At 71.8% G+C, this 16,758-nt stretch carries 10 protein-coding genes, 1 tRNA gene and 1 pseudogene; 4 read left to right on the forward strand and 8 right to left on the reverse strand.

Annotated elements, in window-relative coordinates; genetic code table 11:
- A pseudogene (locus ABWI04_RS05955) lies at positions 1 to 735 on the reverse strand (dTMP kinase); the annotation flags it as partial.
- 28 nt (positions 736 to 763) lie between these two features.
- Positions 764 to 3,454: a type I DNA topoisomerase gene (gene topA / locus ABWI04_RS05960; protein ID WP_345179685.1), complete on the reverse strand. Its 2,691-nt coding sequence runs from the start codon at positions 3,452 to 3,454 to the stop codon at positions 764 to 766.
- 254 nt (positions 3,455 to 3,708) lie between these two features.
- Here topA and ABWI04_RS05965 point away from each other — a divergent pair, with 254 nt between their 5' ends.
- Positions 3,709 to 3,894, forward strand: a complete 186-nt coding sequence (locus tag ABWI04_RS05965) for a DUF5703 family protein (RefSeq protein WP_179845705.1) — start codon at positions 3,709 to 3,711, stop codon at positions 3,892 to 3,894.
- A gap of 459 nt (positions 3,895 to 4,353) precedes the next feature.
- On the opposite strand, the gene ABWI04_RS05970 is transcribed toward ABWI04_RS05965, so the two are convergent.
- The 3 genes from ABWI04_RS05970 to ABWI04_RS05980 form a co-directional block, all read right to left on the reverse strand.
- The gene (locus tag ABWI04_RS05970) at positions 4,354 to 6,342 is read right to left on the reverse strand and encodes a chaplin family protein (protein WP_353831692.1); all 1,989 of its coding nucleotides are present in this window, start codon (positions 6,340 to 6,342) and stop codon (positions 4,354 to 4,356) included.
- Positions 6,343 to 6,477: 135 nt separating this feature from the next.
- The gene (locus ABWI04_RS05975; RefSeq protein WP_353831693.1) at positions 6,478 to 7,188 is read right to left on the reverse strand and encodes a hypothetical protein; all 711 of its coding nucleotides are present in this window, start codon (positions 7,186 to 7,188) and stop codon (positions 6,478 to 6,480) included.
- 79 nt (positions 7,189 to 7,267) lie between these two features.
- Complete coding sequence (locus tag ABWI04_RS05980) at positions 7,268 to 8,587, reverse strand: M20/M25/M40 family metallo-hydrolase (RefSeq protein ID WP_353831694.1); 1,320 nt, start codon at positions 8,585 to 8,587, stop codon at positions 7,268 to 7,270.
- A 112-nt stretch (positions 8,588 to 8,699) separates the two neighbouring features.
- Here ABWI04_RS05980 and ABWI04_RS05985 point away from each other — a divergent pair.
- A tRNA-Leu gene (locus ABWI04_RS05985) sits at positions 8,700 to 8,785 on the forward strand.
- 101 nt (positions 8,786 to 8,886) lie between these two features.
- Here ABWI04_RS05985 and ABWI04_RS05990 read toward each other — a convergent pair.
- Positions 8,887 to 11,280, reverse strand: a complete 2,394-nt coding sequence (locus ABWI04_RS05990; RefSeq protein WP_353831695.1) for a glycoside hydrolase family 5 protein — start codon at positions 11,278 to 11,280, stop codon at positions 8,887 to 8,889.
- 385 nt (positions 11,281 to 11,665) lie between these two features.
- On the opposite strand from ABWI04_RS05990, the gene ABWI04_RS05995 reads away from it, so the two are divergent.
- Both ABWI04_RS05995 and ABWI04_RS06000 read left to right on the forward strand, forming a co-directional pair.
- Positions 11,666 to 12,862 carry an RDD family protein gene (locus ABWI04_RS05995; RefSeq protein WP_353831696.1) on the forward strand — a complete coding sequence of 399 codons (1,197 nt, stop codon included), beginning with the start codon at positions 11,666 to 11,668 and terminating at the stop codon, positions 12,860 to 12,862.
- A gap of 63 nt (positions 12,863 to 12,925) precedes the next feature.
- Positions 12,926 to 13,705 carry an AraC family transcriptional regulator gene (locus ABWI04_RS06000; protein ID WP_353831697.1) on the forward strand — a complete coding sequence of 260 codons (780 nt, stop codon included), beginning with the start codon at positions 12,926 to 12,928 and terminating at the stop codon, positions 13,703 to 13,705.
- A gap of 473 nt (positions 13,706 to 14,178) precedes the next feature.
- Here the strand turns inward: ABWI04_RS06000 and ABWI04_RS06010 are convergent, their stop codons facing one another.
- Positions 14,179 to 15,273: a terpene synthase family protein gene (locus tag ABWI04_RS06010; protein ID WP_353831699.1), complete on the reverse strand. Its 1,095-nt coding sequence runs from the start codon at positions 15,271 to 15,273 to the stop codon at positions 14,179 to 14,181.
- A gap of 15 nt (positions 15,274 to 15,288) precedes the next feature.
- Positions 15,289 to 16,632 carry a cytochrome P450 gene (locus tag ABWI04_RS06015; RefSeq protein ID WP_353831700.1) on the reverse strand — a complete coding sequence of 448 codons (1,344 nt, stop codon included), beginning with the start codon at positions 16,630 to 16,632 and terminating at the stop codon, positions 15,289 to 15,291.
- Positions 16,633 to 16,758: the final 126 nt, after the last annotated feature.

Below are 16,758 nucleotides of genomic sequence, written 5' to 3' on the forward strand. Positions count from 1 at the left end.
GGCGCCGCGCGCGGCGGCCGACCCCGGGCCCTGGAAGATCAGTTTCAGCGGCGACCCGGCCGCGACCGGCTCGGTCGCCGGGATCTCGCCGGCCGTCGCCACGGCGGCGGCCGCCACGAGGAACAGGCCCGCCGTCACGTACAGGGCGAGGTCGGCGCGAGAACCGGCGCCGAGCGTCCCGTTCGCGACGAGCGCGAGGACGGCGAACAGCAGCGCGGCGGCGGGCGCCGGACCGTAGAGGACGCGGGTCGCGGCGCGGCGCGCGGCGGGCCGCGCCTCCTCGTCCGGGACCACGGCGGGCAGGGACGCGCGCGCCGCCGGTATCCACAGCAGGCTCAGGCACGAGACGAGGAAGGCGGCGGCGAGCGTCCACGGCAGCGCGTGCACGAGCGGCACCGTCACGACGACCACCAGCCGCAGCGCGTCGGCGATAATCAGCATCAGCCGGCGGTCGACGCGGGCCGCGAGCAGCCCGGCGACCGGCGGGAGCACCACCGCGGGCAGCAGCATCAGCGCCAGCGTGCCGCCGATCGCCTGCGCCTGCGCGGCGGCGCCGTCGCCGCGCGTCAGCATCGCCGCCATGGCGGTCAGCGCGGGTACGCCGATCCACTGGGCGGCGCTGGACAGCGCCAGCGCCATCCGGAGCCGCCGGAACGGCCCGATCGACGAAAGCGACGAAACGCCCGGCGGCGGTGACGCTGCGGGGTGCGGCCGGGGTGCGCCCGTTCTGGTCATGTCGGTCAGGGTATCGGCGTAGATGTCCCTATGAACCGGACTTTGCGGAGGTTCGACGGCGCGGCGCCGCCTTCTTCTTCCCGCCGCCCGCGGCGACCTTCTCCCGGCGCTCCGCGAGCAGTTCCGCGGCGCGCTGGATCGTGATCGACTCGACCTCGTCGCCCTTGCGCAGGCTGGCGTTCGTCTCGCCGTCGGTGACGTACGGGCCGAACCGGCCCTCCTTCACCACGACCGGCTCCCCGCTCGCCGGGTCCTTGCCCAGCTCGCGCAGCGGCGCGGCGGCCGCGGCCCGGCGGCCGCGCTGCTTGGGCTGCGCCAGCAGCTCCTTCGCCCGCTCCAGCGTGACCGTGAACAGCTCCTCCTCCGAGCCGAGCGACCGGCTGTCGGAGCCCCGCTTGATGTACGGGCCGAAGCGGCCGTTCTGCGCGGTCACCGGCTCGCCGTCCAGCTCGCCCAGCGTGCGCGGCAGCGACAGCAGCTTCAGCGCGTCGTCGAGCGTGATCGTGTCGAGCGACATCGACTTGAACAGCGACGACGTGCGCGGCTTGGCGGCCTCGGCCTTCTTCGTCCGCTTCTTGCCGTCGGCCGGCGGCGCCGGCTCGGGCAGGATCTCGGTGACGTAGGGACCGAACCGCCCCGACTTGGCGACGATCGTGTGGCCGGTCTCGGGGTCGACGCCGAGCTCCCGGTCGCCCGACGGCTGCGCGAACAGCTCCTCGGCCTTCTCGGCGGTCAGCTCGTCCGGCGCGATGTCCTCGGGGATGTTGACGCGCTCGCCGTCCCGGTCGAGGTACGGCCCGTACCGGCCGACCCGCACCATGATGTCGGTGCCCTTGATCGGGAACGAGCTGATCCCCTTGGCGTCGATGTCGCCGATGTCGCCGACCAGCTCCTTCAGGCCCTCCTCGCCGGTGTCGCCGAAGTAGAACCGGGTCAGCCAGCGGACGCGCTCGGCCTCGCCGCGCGCGATCTCGTCGAGGCCGTCCTCCATGTGGGCGGTGAAGTCGTAGTCGACCAGGTTGCCGAAGTGCTGCTCCAGCAGGTTCACCACGGCGAACGCCAGGAACGACGGGACGAGCGCCGTGCCCTTCTTGAACACGTACTCGCGCGCCAGGATCGTTCCGATGATCGAGGCGTAGGTCGACGGGCGCCCGATCTCCCGCTCCTCCAGCTCCTTGACCAGGCTGGCCTCGGTGTAGCGGGCCGGCGGGCGGGTCGAGTGGCCCTCGGCGTCCACCGCGCTCGCCGTCAGCGGGTCGCCCTCGGCCAGGTTCGGCAGCCGCCGCTCCTGGTCGTCCCGGTCCGTGGACGGGTCGTCGGCGCTCTCCACGTAGGCCTTGAGGAAACCGTGGAACGTGATCGTCTTGCCGGTCGCGCCGAACTCCGCGCGCTCGTTCCGCGTCGACGTCCCGGTGACCCGGATCGACACCGACTGGCCGACGGCGTCCTTCATCTGGGACGCGATCGTCCGCTTCCAGATCAGCTCGTACAGCCGGAACTGGTCGCCGGACAGGCCCGTCTCCGCGGGCGTGCGGAACGTGTCGCCCGCCGGGCGGATCGCCTCGTGCGCCTCCTGCGCGTTCTTCACCTTGGACGTGTAGACGCGCGGCTTGTCCGGGACGTACTCGCCGCCGAACAGCGACGCCGCCTGCCGCCGCGCCGCCGTGATCGCGGTCTCCGACAGAGTGATCGAGTCGGTTCGCATGTAGGTGATGAAGCCGTTCTCGTACAGCTTCTGCGCGACCGACATCGTGTACTTCGCGGAGAAGCTCAGCTTGCGGCTGGCCTCCTGCTGGAGCGTCGTCGTCCGGAACGGGGGGTACGGGCGGCGCGTGTACGGCTTGCGCTCGACCGACTTCACCTCGTACGGGCGGCCGCGCAGGCGCTCGGCGAGGGCCGTCGCCGCGGCCTCGTCCAGGTGCAGCGCGTCCTTCGTCTTCAGGACGCCGTCGGAGCCGAAGTCGCGGCCCTGCGCGACGCGCCTGCCGTCCACCGAGACGAGCCCGGCCTTGAAGGCCGTCGGCTCCTCGTCCTTGCCGGTGTCGAACTGGGCCGCGATGTCCCAGTAGTGGGCGGGGACGAAGGCGATCCGCTCCCGCTCCCGCTCGACGACCAGCCGCGTCGCCACCGACTGCACGCGGCCCGCCGACAGCTTCGGCATGACCTTCTTCCACAGGACGGGGCTGACCTCGTACCCGTAGAGGCGGTCCAGGATGCGGCGCGTCTCCTGCGCGTCCACCAGACGCATGTTCAGCTGGCGCGGGTTCGCGGCGGCGCGCTGGATCGCGTCCTTGGTGATCTCGTTGAAGACCATCCGGTGCACGGGGACCTTCGGCTTCAGGACGTCCTGGAGGTGCCAGGCGATCGCCTCGCCCTCCCGGTCCTCGTCCGTCGCGAGGAAGAGCTCGTCGGCCTCGGCCAGCAGCTTCTTGAGCTTCTGCACCTGCTGGCGCTTGTCGGAGTTGACCACGTACAGCGGCTCGAACTCGTGCTCGACGTTCACGCCGAGCTTCGCCCACGGCTCGCCCTTGTACTTGGCCGGCACCTCCGAGGCGCTTCCGGGCAGGTCCCGGATATGGCCGATACTGGACTCCACGATGTAACCGCGGCCCAGGTAACCGGCGATCGTCTTCGCCTTCGCGGGCGACTCGACGATCACCAGGCGCGTCCCCGGGCCGTTGCCCCGGCCACTGTTCGCGGTGCCGTTCTTGGCTGGCACAGTCGCTCCAACCTCGCTGTCTCGGGTCCTCTGACTCAGGCTCTTCCTACCGGCTTCGTACAACGTCGCATGGCGGCGTGTTTGTGCCCGCGCCTTCCCGCCGCCGCCCTGCGATCATCGTGCCGCCCCCACGGAGGGGCGGGATTCTCACCGCCGCACGCCCCCGACAGGATGACACGCCGCCGCGCACCGCGCGGACCGGGAGGCCACGGTACGGTGCCGCACGGCCGGTAGACCAAGTAATAATGGTCGCAATGGCGGAGTACACCTACCTCGTCCTGTCACTGCCGCGCGGTACCACCCGTGACGCCGCCCGGCGGATCATGACCGAGCACGCGGAGCACGGCGGCTGGGAACTCGATCGCTTGCGCCTGTACCCGGACGGCCGCCGTCGTATTCAACTGCGCCGCAAGGTCATCCGCGCGGTCCGTACTTTCTGACCGTTCCCAGCGGCCTGTCCGGAGCGTAGCACTGCGTACGGATTCCTTGACGTGACGTTACTGTGTCCGCCGCCCCCTCGCCCCACCGCCCACGAACACAGCGCCCCCGGCACACGGACGCGGCGTCGCGGCCTGCGGACTCGCCCTCAGCGTCCCGCGAACGCAGCCTCACCGTACCCGTGAACGGCCGCGCCGCCTCACGGGTACGGCTTCGGTGGGGCGAGCGCCGCGCTACACCAGCCCCCGCCGGGCGTGCAGGAGGCTCGCGCGCCTGTCACAGGTAGGGCCGCACCCGTCCACGGGCACGGCTACATCCGCGCGTCGGGCACGACTTCGCCCGCTCACGGCACGGCCATCTGGTTGAGGGTATGGCTTCGCCCGCCCCGGTCCGCGCCTCCGGGACGGGCGAAGGTCTTTCGCATGCCGGCCCGAGGCCGGCTCACCCGCGGTCTGGTGGATCTAGCGGCGGCTCACCCGCATCCGCCGGCCCAGCACCAGGGCCCCGGCCGCGGCGGCCAGCACCCCGGAGACCGCCGCGAGCAGCGTCGCGCCCGTCCTGGTCCCCGGCGTGATCTTCTGGGTGGACGCGACCGGGCTCATCGGGCCGATCCGGTCGGGCACGTCCGCGATCTCGGCGGTCGCCACGCCGCGCACGTCGACCGGCAGGACCGGCTTCACGGGCAGCGAGACCGTGCCCGGCGCCGCCTCGGCCGGACGGACGCGCTCCGCGCCGACCTTCACCGGCGCGCTCTTCCCGGCCAGGCCCTGGACCTGGGGAAGCACCTTCTCCGCGGGGAGAACCTGCGACGCGCCGTTCACGTTCGGCAGGACGCCCACCTGCGGCAGGCCGGTGCCCTTCGGCAGCCCCTTCGACCTGGACATCGCGCCCCGGGCCGGCTGGTCCTGGAGGAGGGTCCCCACCAGCGAGGCGCCCTTGGGCAGCTCGACCGGGCCCAGCTTCGACGCGGTGCCGCTCAGCGACCGCGGGCTCCCCAGCACGGGGAGGCCGCCGTCGACCGGCGCGCTGCGGCCGTTCACCTTGGGCAGCCCGGCGCCGCCCGGCAGGGCCTGCGTGTCCAGGAGCGAGACGGCCGCCGGCGCGCCGTCACCGTCGAGCGCGGTGCGCTGGTTCCGCCCCGCGGGCCCGCCCTGGGCCGGCAGGCCGTCGAGGACGGGGAGGCCGCCGACCGCGGGCGGGTCGATCTTCGAGCCGGGACGGGGCGCGGTGCCGGTCGTCCGGGAGTAGGGCTCGTACCCGCCGTTCCCGGGCTCGTCGCACACCGCGGAGGCCAGGCCGACCGCGGCGGCGGCGTTGCCGCACACCACGGCCGGGGCCTGGACCGGCGCGTTCGCCTGGTTCCCGGAGCCGGTGCCCTGGTCGCCGGACGTCTTCGACCCCGAGCCGTGCGGGCCCTGGACGAGGCTCTGGCCGTTGCACCCCGCCGCCGCGCCGCCGACGACGGCGGCCGCGTTGCCGCAGACCTCGGCGGGAACGGAGATGGGGGCGTTGCCCTGGTTTCCGGACAGGATCCCCCGCGTCCCGGAGGTCTTCTGGTCGCCGCCGGAGCCGCTGCGCACGTGCGCGCCGCCCTCGCAGATCGCCCCGGCCTCCCCGACGAGGGCCGCGGCGTTCCCGCAGGCCGTCACCGGGATGCTGATCGGCGCGTTGCCCTGGTTTCCGGAGAGGATGCCGCGCACGCCGGAGGTGGTCTGCTGTCCCGTCCGGTGGCCGCCGTTGCGGACGGAGGCGCCGCCCTCGCACGCCGCCACCGCGTTGCCGACCGCGTTGCCGCAGACGTCCACGGGCACGCTGATCGGGACGTCGGCCTGGTTGCCGCCGCCGACGGCGCGGACGCCGGACGTCTGCTGCTTCGACCCGGTGTTCCCGCCGCTCTTGACCTTCGAGCCTCCCTCGCAGCCCGCGAGCGCCCGGCCGACCACGGCGACGGCGTTGCCGCACGCGTTGACGGGCGCGGAGATCGGGGCCTTGACCTGGTTGCCGCTCAGGACACCGGCCGTCCCGTCGGTGGTCTGGCCGCCCTTGCCGCTGCCCTTGACCTTGGCGCCGCCCTCGCAGCCGGCCTGCGACCCGCCGACGACGGCGACGGCGTTGCCGCAGGCGTTCACCGGCAGGGAGATCGGGGCGTTGACCTGGTTGCCGGACGCGACGCCGCGCTTGCCGGACGTCTTCTGGCCGCCGCCGCTGCCGCCCTGCTCGACCTTGGCGCCGCCGCGGGACGCCGCCTGGCTGCCGCCCACCAGCGAGACGGCGTTGCCGCTCACGTCGACGGGCGCGGAGATCGGGGCGTTGACCTGGTTGCCGCTCAGGACGCCGCCGTTTCCGGACGTGACGTCGGCGAAGGCGTTGACGGGGATGGCGCTGACGCCGAGGGCGACGAAGCCCGCGGTCAGCACGGCACGGGAGGTGCCCTTTGCCCACGTTTGCATGATGCTCCTAGGGGAGAGTTGGTGAAGGAAGAGACAGGTGCGTCTCGGGGGAAGGCCGCGCATGAGGGCACGGCGGAAGACCGGATCGGCGCGCCCGAGCCGCACGGGCACGCGTCCGGAGACTGGAGTCGGGAACTAGTCGGGCGCGAAGGAGGGCTCGTCCGCAGCGGTGCGGACGGCCGGTGGCACGGCGCCGAAGACGGGGCGCAGCGATGCCCGACGAGGTGCGGGGACAGGAGTCCCGGCAGAGGGGAACCCCGCGGCGACGGTGGACGCGATGAAGCCGCCGGTCGCCGAATGGGTGCCCGGCTTCTCGGGCGCCGGGCTCGGTGCGGGGTGGTGCCGGACGACGACGTGGCGGGCGGCATGGCCGGCGCCGGGTCGCGTCCGGGAAAGGCTGGAAACAGTGGGCGCGGACGCCTCGCGGTGCGTCTCGGGCACGGCGGCGACCTCGGTCACGACCGGCCTGGGCTTGCGCTTGACGGACGGCTCGACCCGAACTTCAGGCGGGGGCGGCGGCACGTCGTGCGCGGTCTTCTCTTCAGGCGGTTGCGGTGCCACGACGCCCACGACCTCGACCGGGGCGGCGACGCCGGGCGCCTCCCGCACGGGCCGGCGGTCGCGGACGGTCTGGACCGCGTCCCCCAGCAGGGGCGTCTTCTCGACGACCCCCGTCACGGGCGCGGTCGGCGGCTCGTCGGCGTGCGCGACCTGCGCCGCGCACCCGAGGAGCCAGCCGGCGATCAGCAGCCCGCCGAGGACCAGCAGGCGCCGCACGGAACGCCCGACGGCGGCACGGCGCAGCAGGGCGGATACCGCCCCGACCCGCACCGCGCCACCTGCCACCGGACACCCTCCGCTGCGACCGATCCGTCCTCAACGAATGGTGACGATAGCACCACGGAAAGCTCTAGCGATGGCAAATTCAGGAGCGATCAAGGAATTTGTCGAGAACCCTCACGCCGAAGCGCAGACCGTCCACGGGAACGCGCTCGTCGACCCCATGGAACATTCCGGAAAAGTCCAACTCTGGGGGCAATTTCAGCGGCGCGAAACCGAAGCACCGCATGCCCAGAGTGGAGAACGCCTTGGCGTCCGTCCCGCCGCTCAGGCAGTACGGCACCGGCAGCGCACCCGCGTCCTCCGAGGTCAGCGCCGCCTCCATCGCCGCGACGAGCGCACCCTCGTAGTCCGTCTCGACCGCGCGGTCATGGTGGACGAAATCCCGCTTGACGTCCGGCCCGAGAAGTTCGTCCACTACGGCGAAGAATTCCGTCTCGTGCCCGGGAAGGAATCGTCCGTCCACCTGAGCGGTGGCGGTCTGCGGGATCACATTCGACTTGTAACCGGCATCCAGCCGCGTCGGATTGAGCGTGTTCCGCAGCGTCGCGCCGATCATTCGCGCGAGCGGCCCGATCTCTTTAAGGCATTTTTCCGGATTTTCCGGATCGAACTCGACGCCGTACGCCATGCAGGCCCGCTCCAGGAACGCCCGCACCGACTTCGTCAGCCGCACCGGGAACTCGTGCGCTCCCAGCCGCGCGACCGCCGCCGCCAGCGCCGTGACCGCGTTGTCCGGATGCACCATCGACCCGTGGCCGGCCGTCCCGGAGGCGGTCAGGTTCATCCACGCGATGCCCTTCTCCGCCGTCTCGATGAGGTACATCCGCCGGTCCCCGGGCACCGTCAGGCTGAACCCGCCGACCTCCCCCACGGCCTCGGTGCACCCCTCGAACAGCTCGGGATGCTCCCGCACCAGCCAGTGCGCGCCCCACTTCCCCCCGGCCTCCTCGTCGGCCAGGAAGGCGAGCACCACGTCCCGCGGGGGCTTTCGCCCCTCCCGCAGGCGCTGCCGCACCACTGCGAGCATCATCGCGTCCATGTCCTTCATGTCGACGGCGCCGCGCCCCCAGACGCACCCGTCGGCGATCTCCCCGCCGAACGGGTCGCGCGTCCAGTCCTCCCGGCGCGCCGGCACCACGTCGAGATGCCCGTGCAGGAGCAGGGCGTCGCGCCCCGGGTCCTCGCCCTCGATCCGCGCGACCAGGCTGGCGCGCCCCGGATGCGACTCGAAGATCCGGGTCTCCAGCCCGACCTCCTCCAGCTTCTCCGCGACGTACTCCGCCGCCGCCCGTTCCCCCGGGCCCGAGTGATCTCCCGGGTTGCTGGTGTCGATCCGGATCAGCTCCTGGCAGAGCTGAACGACCTCGTCCTCGGCGGTCGGCTGCCGCACCACAATGATCACCTCGCGTCGCTCGCGTACCGTCCCATGGTGCCCCGTCGATCGACTTCGCCGCGACTCGCCACCTTTGGTATGGTGAACTCCGCCGCCGCAGCCCCGCTGCGGCCTGCGACCGGTCCGGGTGGCGGAATAGGCAGACGCGCTAGCTTGAGGTGCTAGTGCCCTTTACGGGGCATGGGGGTTCAAGTCCCCCCTCGGACACTTCACGACAAAGTGGGGCAGATGCTCATCTGTCCCACTTTGCGTTTCTGGGGTTCTTCCGGGGAGGGACGTCGGCGTCCAAGTAGTGGACGGGCCGCCGGTCAGCTGATCGTCAGCCGGTACGAGCCGCGGGCGCAGCCGGTGACGCGCCAGCCGCCCTCGGCCTTTCTCGCTTCGATCCTCTCGATGCCGGTGACCGCGGGAGCGGGACGGTCTTCTCCCGGCACCCAGATGTCCAGTTCACAGCCGCCGCCCGTTGTCTTTCCGGTGAGCGCGAGTTCCTGCGGCCCGGCGGCCTTTCCGCCCGGCCGTCCGCCGGGAAGGGACCGCAGCGAGGTGAGGACGCCCGGGGCCGCGCGCGGGTAGGCGCGCGAGATCTCCTGTTCGGCCACCGCGTCGCGGCGCAGGAAGCGTCCCGTCGCGCAGTCGAGGTTGTTGAGCCCGTTCCCGATCGGCTCGACGCCGTTCTGCGGATCGCCGCACGCCTGTTTCCACACCCAGAAGGCTCCGCCGATCCTGCTGTCGTCCTCTTGGCGGGCGTAGCGGCGAAGCCTGCCGGCCACCGAGCCGGCGTCGCCCCAGAACCCCCACTCGCCGCTCCAGACCGGCATGTCGCCGGCGGCCCGCCGCGCGAGGGCGAAGCCGTGCTCGACGGAGGTCATGACGGGCAGCCCGAGCGAAGCGTCCATGGTGATCGACTCGGCGTACAGATGGGGCGCGAAGACGACGTCGGGATCGGACCGGAAGGAGCCGCGCGGGATCGCGTCGAACCCGGTGCCGGACCAGAAGATGCTCGGCTCGGCGAACAGCAGATGGGGACGGGCCTCGGCGGAGCGGATCGCCCGCAGGACACGGTCGTAGAAACGGCCGAGCAGCAGCGTCGATGTCAGCGGCGCCTGCTCACCGAAGCCCGGTTCGTTGAGCGGGTCGAACCCGGCCACCGCGGGGTCGTCGCCGAAGCGGGCGGCGAGCATGCTCCACACCTTCACCAGGCGGCCCTGGACACCGTCGCGGTCATAGTAGAAGTTCGTGAACGCGCGGTTCCCCGCGGGCGAGATGTCGCGTCCGGTGAACTGGCAGCGCGGCGCGCCGTCGGCCTTGGTCGCCCACGCGGGCGCGCCGTCGTAGCCGTCCATCCGGGACGTGCCGAAGGGGCACGAGGTTCCGGCCGGGGTGGGCTCGTTGCTCCAGCCGTCCTGGTGCATGTCGATCACCGTGTACAGCCCGTGCCGCTTCGCCCAGGCCACGGCCTGGGCGATCTGCCGCAGGTAGCCCTCGTCGTACCGGCCGGGGCGCGGTTCGATACGTGACCATGACACCCCCAGCCGCACCACGTTCAGGCCGAGCGCCGCCATCTGCGCGAAATCGTCCTCGCCGAGTGGCAGTGTCGCCGGCACTCCCGGGCGCGGCGAATAGAAGTCCACCAACTGGTTGACGTTCACTCCGCGCAGGAGGACCTGCCGGCCTTCACTGTCGACGATGCGAGGCCGCTTCCCCCGGACGGCCCGCAACGGTGACAGCCCCGTCTCCGGCGCGGCGGCGGGTCTGCGGGCGACGGGCGCGGGCTCCGGCCCGGCGAGGGCCACGGCTCCGGCCATCGCAGCCACCGCGACCGCGAAGCTCAGGGCAGTCGCGGCGGAGGCGCCACCAGCCGCCCGCCTGAACGCGCGGCCGGTGGCGGGCAAGGCCAGCAGTGCGGGCAGCCAGCCGAAGGCGACGCCGAGGGACGCGCCCTCGCCGAGCCTGGTCCACAGGGCCGCGGGCGTCTGCAGGGGAGCGCCCGGCCCGTCCAGGACCAGGAGTCCGGCGGTTTGGACGGCGCCGAGGACGATGCCCGCCCAGAGCGCGGCCAGCCATCCGCCGATGAAGGCCCCCGAGGGCGTGCGGGATCGGCGTGCGAAGGTTCGCTGGGTGCGGGCGAGCGCCAGGAAGAGCGTCACCAGCCCGGCGAGGAGCCCGGCCGCCCCACCCTGCGGGGACGCCGACGGCAGTCCGTCCGGCAGGTCCCGCGACCAGTGCGACGCCACCCACATCCCGGTCACCGCCACCACCGAGACGCTGATGGCCGCGACCGGCCAGTGCGCCCGGCGGGCGGGCTCGCCGTCCTCACGCTCTCCCGCACGCGCAAGGAGGGTGACCGCCGCCGGGACCAGCGCGTACAGGGCCGCTTTCGGCACGGTGAAACTCGTCGACCACAGCAGGTCGGCGACGTCCAGCTCAGGTGCCGTCGCCGCGACCGACATGGCGGCCTTCGCGACCACGGCGGTCAGCACGAACCCCGCCCACACCGTCGCGAAGCGCGCCCGCCGTTCCAGATGCCCGAAGGCGGCCACGACCCACGCCGTGCCCGTCAGCAGCAACGGAACGTAGACCACCAGGGGGACGATCTGCCAGCGCGCCGCCGGTACCACCCGTCCGGGCATTCCCAGCAACGCGAAGTACCCGACCGGATCGATCAGAGCCCCCGCCGCGACCAGTACCAGAACGGCACCCACGGCCGTTGACACGAGACGTCGCGAACCCAATGTGGCCTCCAGGCGCCGAGAAGCGCCAAAATACATGAGATTTCCTCATGTTTGCTAGCCTTTCCGGAACCGACGAGTCGCCGGTCGGTCAAGGCGGCGCCGGATGGACCCGCTCGCCCTCGGCGAAGGCGGCCTTCTCGCCGGGCGCCACCCGGTTGACGGCGACGTGCACGCCCGCAGCGGATCCGGGGTGCTCACCGGCCAGTCGCCGCCCGCGGACAGGCCGGCTTCCGCGCGGGCAGCGCGGCATAGGAGTCCTTGGCCACCGCCCGCAGGAACGGTGTCATCATTTTTCGCAACTTCACGGTCGACTCGGCCGCGCGGGTGGAGTTGGGGTGTGCTTGCATGTACGCCCGTGACGACGCCCCTGTATGTCCCGGCAGGGACGCCCCCAGAGCGGGTACCGGGCGATGACGGCCGCGTCGTGCGGGTGTTGGCGAGCACTCGGCAGCGGGTCGCGGCCCGCGTGCTCGACCTGCTGGCCGCCTTCTTCGTGGTCATGGCGGCTGTGTCGCCGGTCTACGCGGCCGCCTTGCTGTCCGATGGCTCCTCCACCTCGTTCCTCTGGGCGACCGCCCCAGTCGTGGTCCTCGGCATGGCCGGCCCGCTGCTGCTGCGCGTCGGGGGGATCGTGCGGTGGGGCTGCACCCTGGGCCAACGAGTCGCCGGGATCCGGGTGGTGCGCGAGGAGGACGGAACACGGCCCCCGAACTGGCGGCGGTCCTTCCGGCGGTATGCCCTCCCGAGGAACTCCGCGTCCCTACCGCTGATCAGCGATCCCTGGGTGTGCGGGAAAGACGAGCGGCTGAGACAGTGCCTGCACGACCGGCGCGCCGGGACGGTGGTCGTCCGGGCCCAGGCTCCCCCGGCGCCCGCGGAGACCGGCGGGCCGGCGACCCTTGGGTCTCCAAGCCCAACCGGGCTTCCCGACCATGTGCGCCGCTGGGAGGCGCGCGAACGTAAGCAGCGCATCGCGCTCGGCTCCACGTTAGGTGTTCTCGGGGCGACCGTTCTGTCCGCACCGTTCGCCGTCGTGCTCATGACCGCCGGGCCATCCGCCATCGGCGGCCCGGCGTTCGAGGTCGACACCTTCTACGACGACGCCACCGGGTTCGAGAACCGCTTCGAGGGGCGGTCCGAGACCTACGAGCGCACGGCCGCCAAGGTCCTGGACGATGAGAAGGGCTGTCTGGCGGGAGCGACCAGTGGGCAAGCCCGCGCCGTCCTGCGCCGGACCCGGTGCGAGGGACGGATCGAGATCGCGTTCAGAACCACGGACGGCGTCCTGGTCAGCAGCCACGTTCTCAAGTTCCCCGACCGGGCCTCCGCCGCCGGCGCCCGGCCTCGTCTGCGGCACACCGACCTGCGCTTCGTTCCGGACGGCGACGTCGACCCGCCGGGAGGCGCCCGCATCGGCGATGTCGGAACCCAGGACCGCTACGTGGTCGTCACGACCGCCGTCTCCCCACGCCAGCCGGAGGCGACGGCGAAGGCGAAGAACGCCTTCCTCCTGATCCACGTCCCCACCCTCAACGTCATCCTCTGGCTCTAACAGAAGGGCGCGCCGAGCGGGAGTCCGGCGGGCCATGGGCTGTCCGGGCGTGTCGGCCTGCCGGTGACCGCGGGGGCGCACGGCGGTGGCGCCTCTCAAGATCCCCTGCGTGCTACGGGACTGCGGGGGGATCTTGAGCGGAAAGGAGGGTATGGCGGACCAGGGACCGCAGGACCCCTCGTACGGATCGAGTGTCCCGCGCTGGTCGACGGCCGCGCGCCGGTCGCAGTCGGACCCGGCGACGTGATCTTCACACCGCGCGGAGACGGCTACGGCATGGCCGACGACCCGGCCACACCGTTGGTCGAGGCCGCGCACCCGCCGCGGCGGCCAGCCGAAGACGGCGATGTGGTGACGCTGTGCGGCGGCTACCGGCTCGACCCGGACCGCACCCACCCGCTGCTGCGCGACATTCCCGCGGTGCTCCACCTGCCCGCGCTGGTCGGACGGCACGACGACCTGCGCACGACACTCGACGCTCTCGGCCGGGAACTCGGGTCGTCCCGTCCCGGCGGCGCGGCACTCGTCCCGCTCCTGCTCGACATGCTGCTGCTGCACGTGCTGCGCGCCTGGTTCGAGGACCGGCCGCGCGATCCCGGTGGCGCGGGCTGGGCCGCGGCACTGGCCGACCCGCCGATCAGCTCGGCGCTGCACGCCATCCATCAGGATCCCGCGCACGCCTGGACCGTCCAGTCGCTCGCGGATCAGGTGGGGCTGTCGCGGGCGGCGTTCGCCCGCCGGTTCACCGCCGCGACCCGCCAGCCGCCGCTGGCCTACCTGACCTGGTGGCGGCTGACCGCCGCGGCCAGCATCCTCCGCGAGACCGACGCCCCGCTGGAGTAGATCGCCGCCCAGGTGGGCTATTCGTCGCAGTTCGCTCTCGCCAACGCGTTCAAGCGGCAGTACGGCGTCCCACCCGGACGGTTCCGCCGCACGGCACGGACGTGACGCACCCCCCGCCTCGGCGCGGACCGGCCGAGGACATCGTCGCCATCGGGCGCCAGGTCGATCATCACACGTGCCCCGCGATGGTGGAGGGCGGATCAGCGTCCAGCGTGTCATCCCAGTCCGCAGCGACCTTGCCGCGACAGGAGCCGAGCCCCAGAGCGTGCCCCATCCCGCAGCACGCCCGTAGGGTCGGGGCCCGTACACGGTTACGCCGCGTACTAGCCCGGGATGTTGCTACGACGGGTAGGCGGATAGCTGTCCCACCGGGACGCGGTTTCAGCCCAGGCGCGTAGAGATTCGCCTTGTCATCCCGCCTCCGGGGAAGGCCCGCTCCTCGTCCCGCCGCGCTCACCCCAGCGCCGCAACGCCTAGGGAAGCTCCTCCCACCACCAGGCGATCGAGGGAATCTTCGGAGGCTGGTCCGTTCCGGGCGGTGGCGTGTCCGACCAGGTGCAGGTGGTCCTGACGGCTCCGGGGTGCTCCCCGTCGGGATTGCTGTAACGCGGCGTCGCCAGGCCCCATTCGATGTTGCCGCGCATGAGATAGCCCAGGTTGGCGACATAGGGCCGGAGCCGTTCACTGGCGTGCGGCTCGACGTTGTCGCGGACGTCGACGAAACGGCGGGCGATGCGGTTGCACAGGTCCACCGCCTTGGCGATGGCCTCCTGAATCGTGCAGTGCTCGTGCGCGACGAAGACATTGACCAGGTTCAGCCCGCTCGGATTCCCGCCTCCCTGGCGTTGTGCGAACCACAGGTCCTTGCCGAGCGAGTACAGATCGTCGCTGAAGGCGGCGTAGGTCGCCGTCATTTCCTGCAGTGCGGATACTTCGCGGGAGAACATCTCGCCCTCCGGGATGGGCGCGCCGAGCGCGATCTCGGCCCATACCAGCGTCGGATCGGCGGCGGCGAACACCGGGCGCATGGCGGTGTAGTCGTTGAGAGTCGGCACGGTGCCTCTGAGCCGGCAGTTGATCTCCCACGCGACCCCGAGCAGCCACGCGCGGTGCGCGTCCAGCTGGCGGCCGACCTGGGCTGGGGTGGCGTATCGCCGGAGGCGGTGCGCCAGGTCCTGGACGGGAGCGCGGAACGGGTCGTCGTCGGCCATCATCTCGCAGCCCGGATCCGCCAGCGTCCGCACGACGCGCGACGCGATGTCGACGAATCCCTGTGAGGCCCCGGTCACCTGGGCCTCGTCCAGAACATCGTCGAAGACGAACATGAGGTAACTCCAGTCGATGGCCATCTGGAGCCGTTCGGGCGCGGCGTCCGGGCAGATCCGGGCGAAGAACTCGGCGGCGTTGCTCTCCTGGACACGCCGCCACAGGCGCTCGTTCTCGTGGAATCCGTGGGCGGCCATCCAGTCGTTTCCGCGCTGTTCCAGCTCGGCGAGCATCGGGTGTGTCCGGGTGCGCAGCGGACAGTACAGCGAAGGTATCTCAACGGTCAGGGCAGGATCGCTCATGAGGAAGATCACTCACTAGGGACGCGGATCGAGGACCATTCGCAGGTCGCGGGGGTACACGGTCGCGAGTGCGAGTGGACGCACGCGGCTCCCCGGGGCAGGGGTCAGCGACCAGTGGGCGGCGATGGTGGTGACGGTCACCGTCATCTCGGTCCAGGCGAAAGCATCGCCCAGGCACACGCGGCGACCCGCCCCGAACGGCAGAAAACACTCCCGGGGCACGGGAGCGGACGATGACAGCCAGCGGCCGGGCACGAACCGATGAGGCTCGGGGAAGAGGTCGGGGTCCAGCTGCTGCGTGTGGGGGCTGAAGACGATCTCCGCTCCCCGGGGAATCCGCACGCCTCCGAGGTCGATCGGCGATCGCGCTCTGCGCATCACGATCCAGATGGGATGGTGGAGCCGGAGCGTCTCGGTGATGAGGGCCCGCACGAAGGTCATCTCACCGACGTCCTCGAACCCGATCTGCCGGTCTCCCAGAACGGTACGAATCTCCGCGTGGAGCCGTGCCTCCAGCTCCGGATGCCGTCCGAGTTCGTAGAACAGCCAGGACAGGGTCAGCGCGGTGCTCTCGGTGCCCCCCACGAGCAACGCGATGACCTCGTCGTGGATCTCTTCGTCGCTCATGCCCTCACCCGTGCGCTCGTCCTTGGCCGCGAGCAGCATGGAGAGAATGTCGCCGTGGTCGCGACCGTCGGCCCGATACCTCGCGATCGTCTCCTGGATCGCCCGGCGCAGTCCCCGCGTCGCCTCGTCGAACCGGCGGTTGGCCGGCACGGGAAGCCGTTCGACCAGCGGCGTCGGCGCGATGGTGCGCCAGCCGATCCCCGCGACGATGCGCGGGAAGTTCTGCTGGAACTCCGCGACGACCTCGCGGGCATGGTCGGTGGCGAACAGCGTGGCGGCGATGATCTTCAACGTCAGGTCGAAGAGCTCCCGCTGGACGTCGAGCACCTGCCGCGGCCGCCATTCCCCGGCCCGCCGCGCGGTCTCCTCGCTCATGACGCGGGTGTAACCGGCGATGCGGTCGCGATGGAAGGCGGGCTGGAGCAGCCGCCGCTGACGCATGTGGAAGGCGCCGTTCGAGGTGAAGACGCCGTTGCCGATCAGAGGCCGGACCTTGTCGAAGAGCTTCCCCTTCTCCACGTTGCCCGCCTCGGCCACGAGAAGGTGATGGACGAGCGACGACGAGGTCACCACGTACACGGGAAGGCGGCCGATGAAGACGCGGACCACGTCGCCGTACGGTCGTAGTGACTCCATGAAGGCCAGCGGGTCACGCATCAGGGACAGGCTGTGGCCGATGACCGGCAGTCTTCCGGGTGGGCTGGGTATCCGGGTCGGCGGTGGCGATGGCATGCGCACGGCGGCTCCGTACAGTTGCGCAGCGTCAATTCGAGGCTGGACCGCTCCAAATACGAACGGACAAGTAGCTCAGCGGTCAGCCCAGCTAGTGCCGACGATCTGGCGACACGGCACGGACAG

It is taken from the genome of Actinomadura sp. NPDC000929, from assembly GCF_040492065.1.
Taxonomy (GTDB): Bacteria; Actinomycetota; Actinomycetes; order Streptosporangiales; family Streptosporangiaceae; genus Spirillospora; species Spirillospora verrucosospora.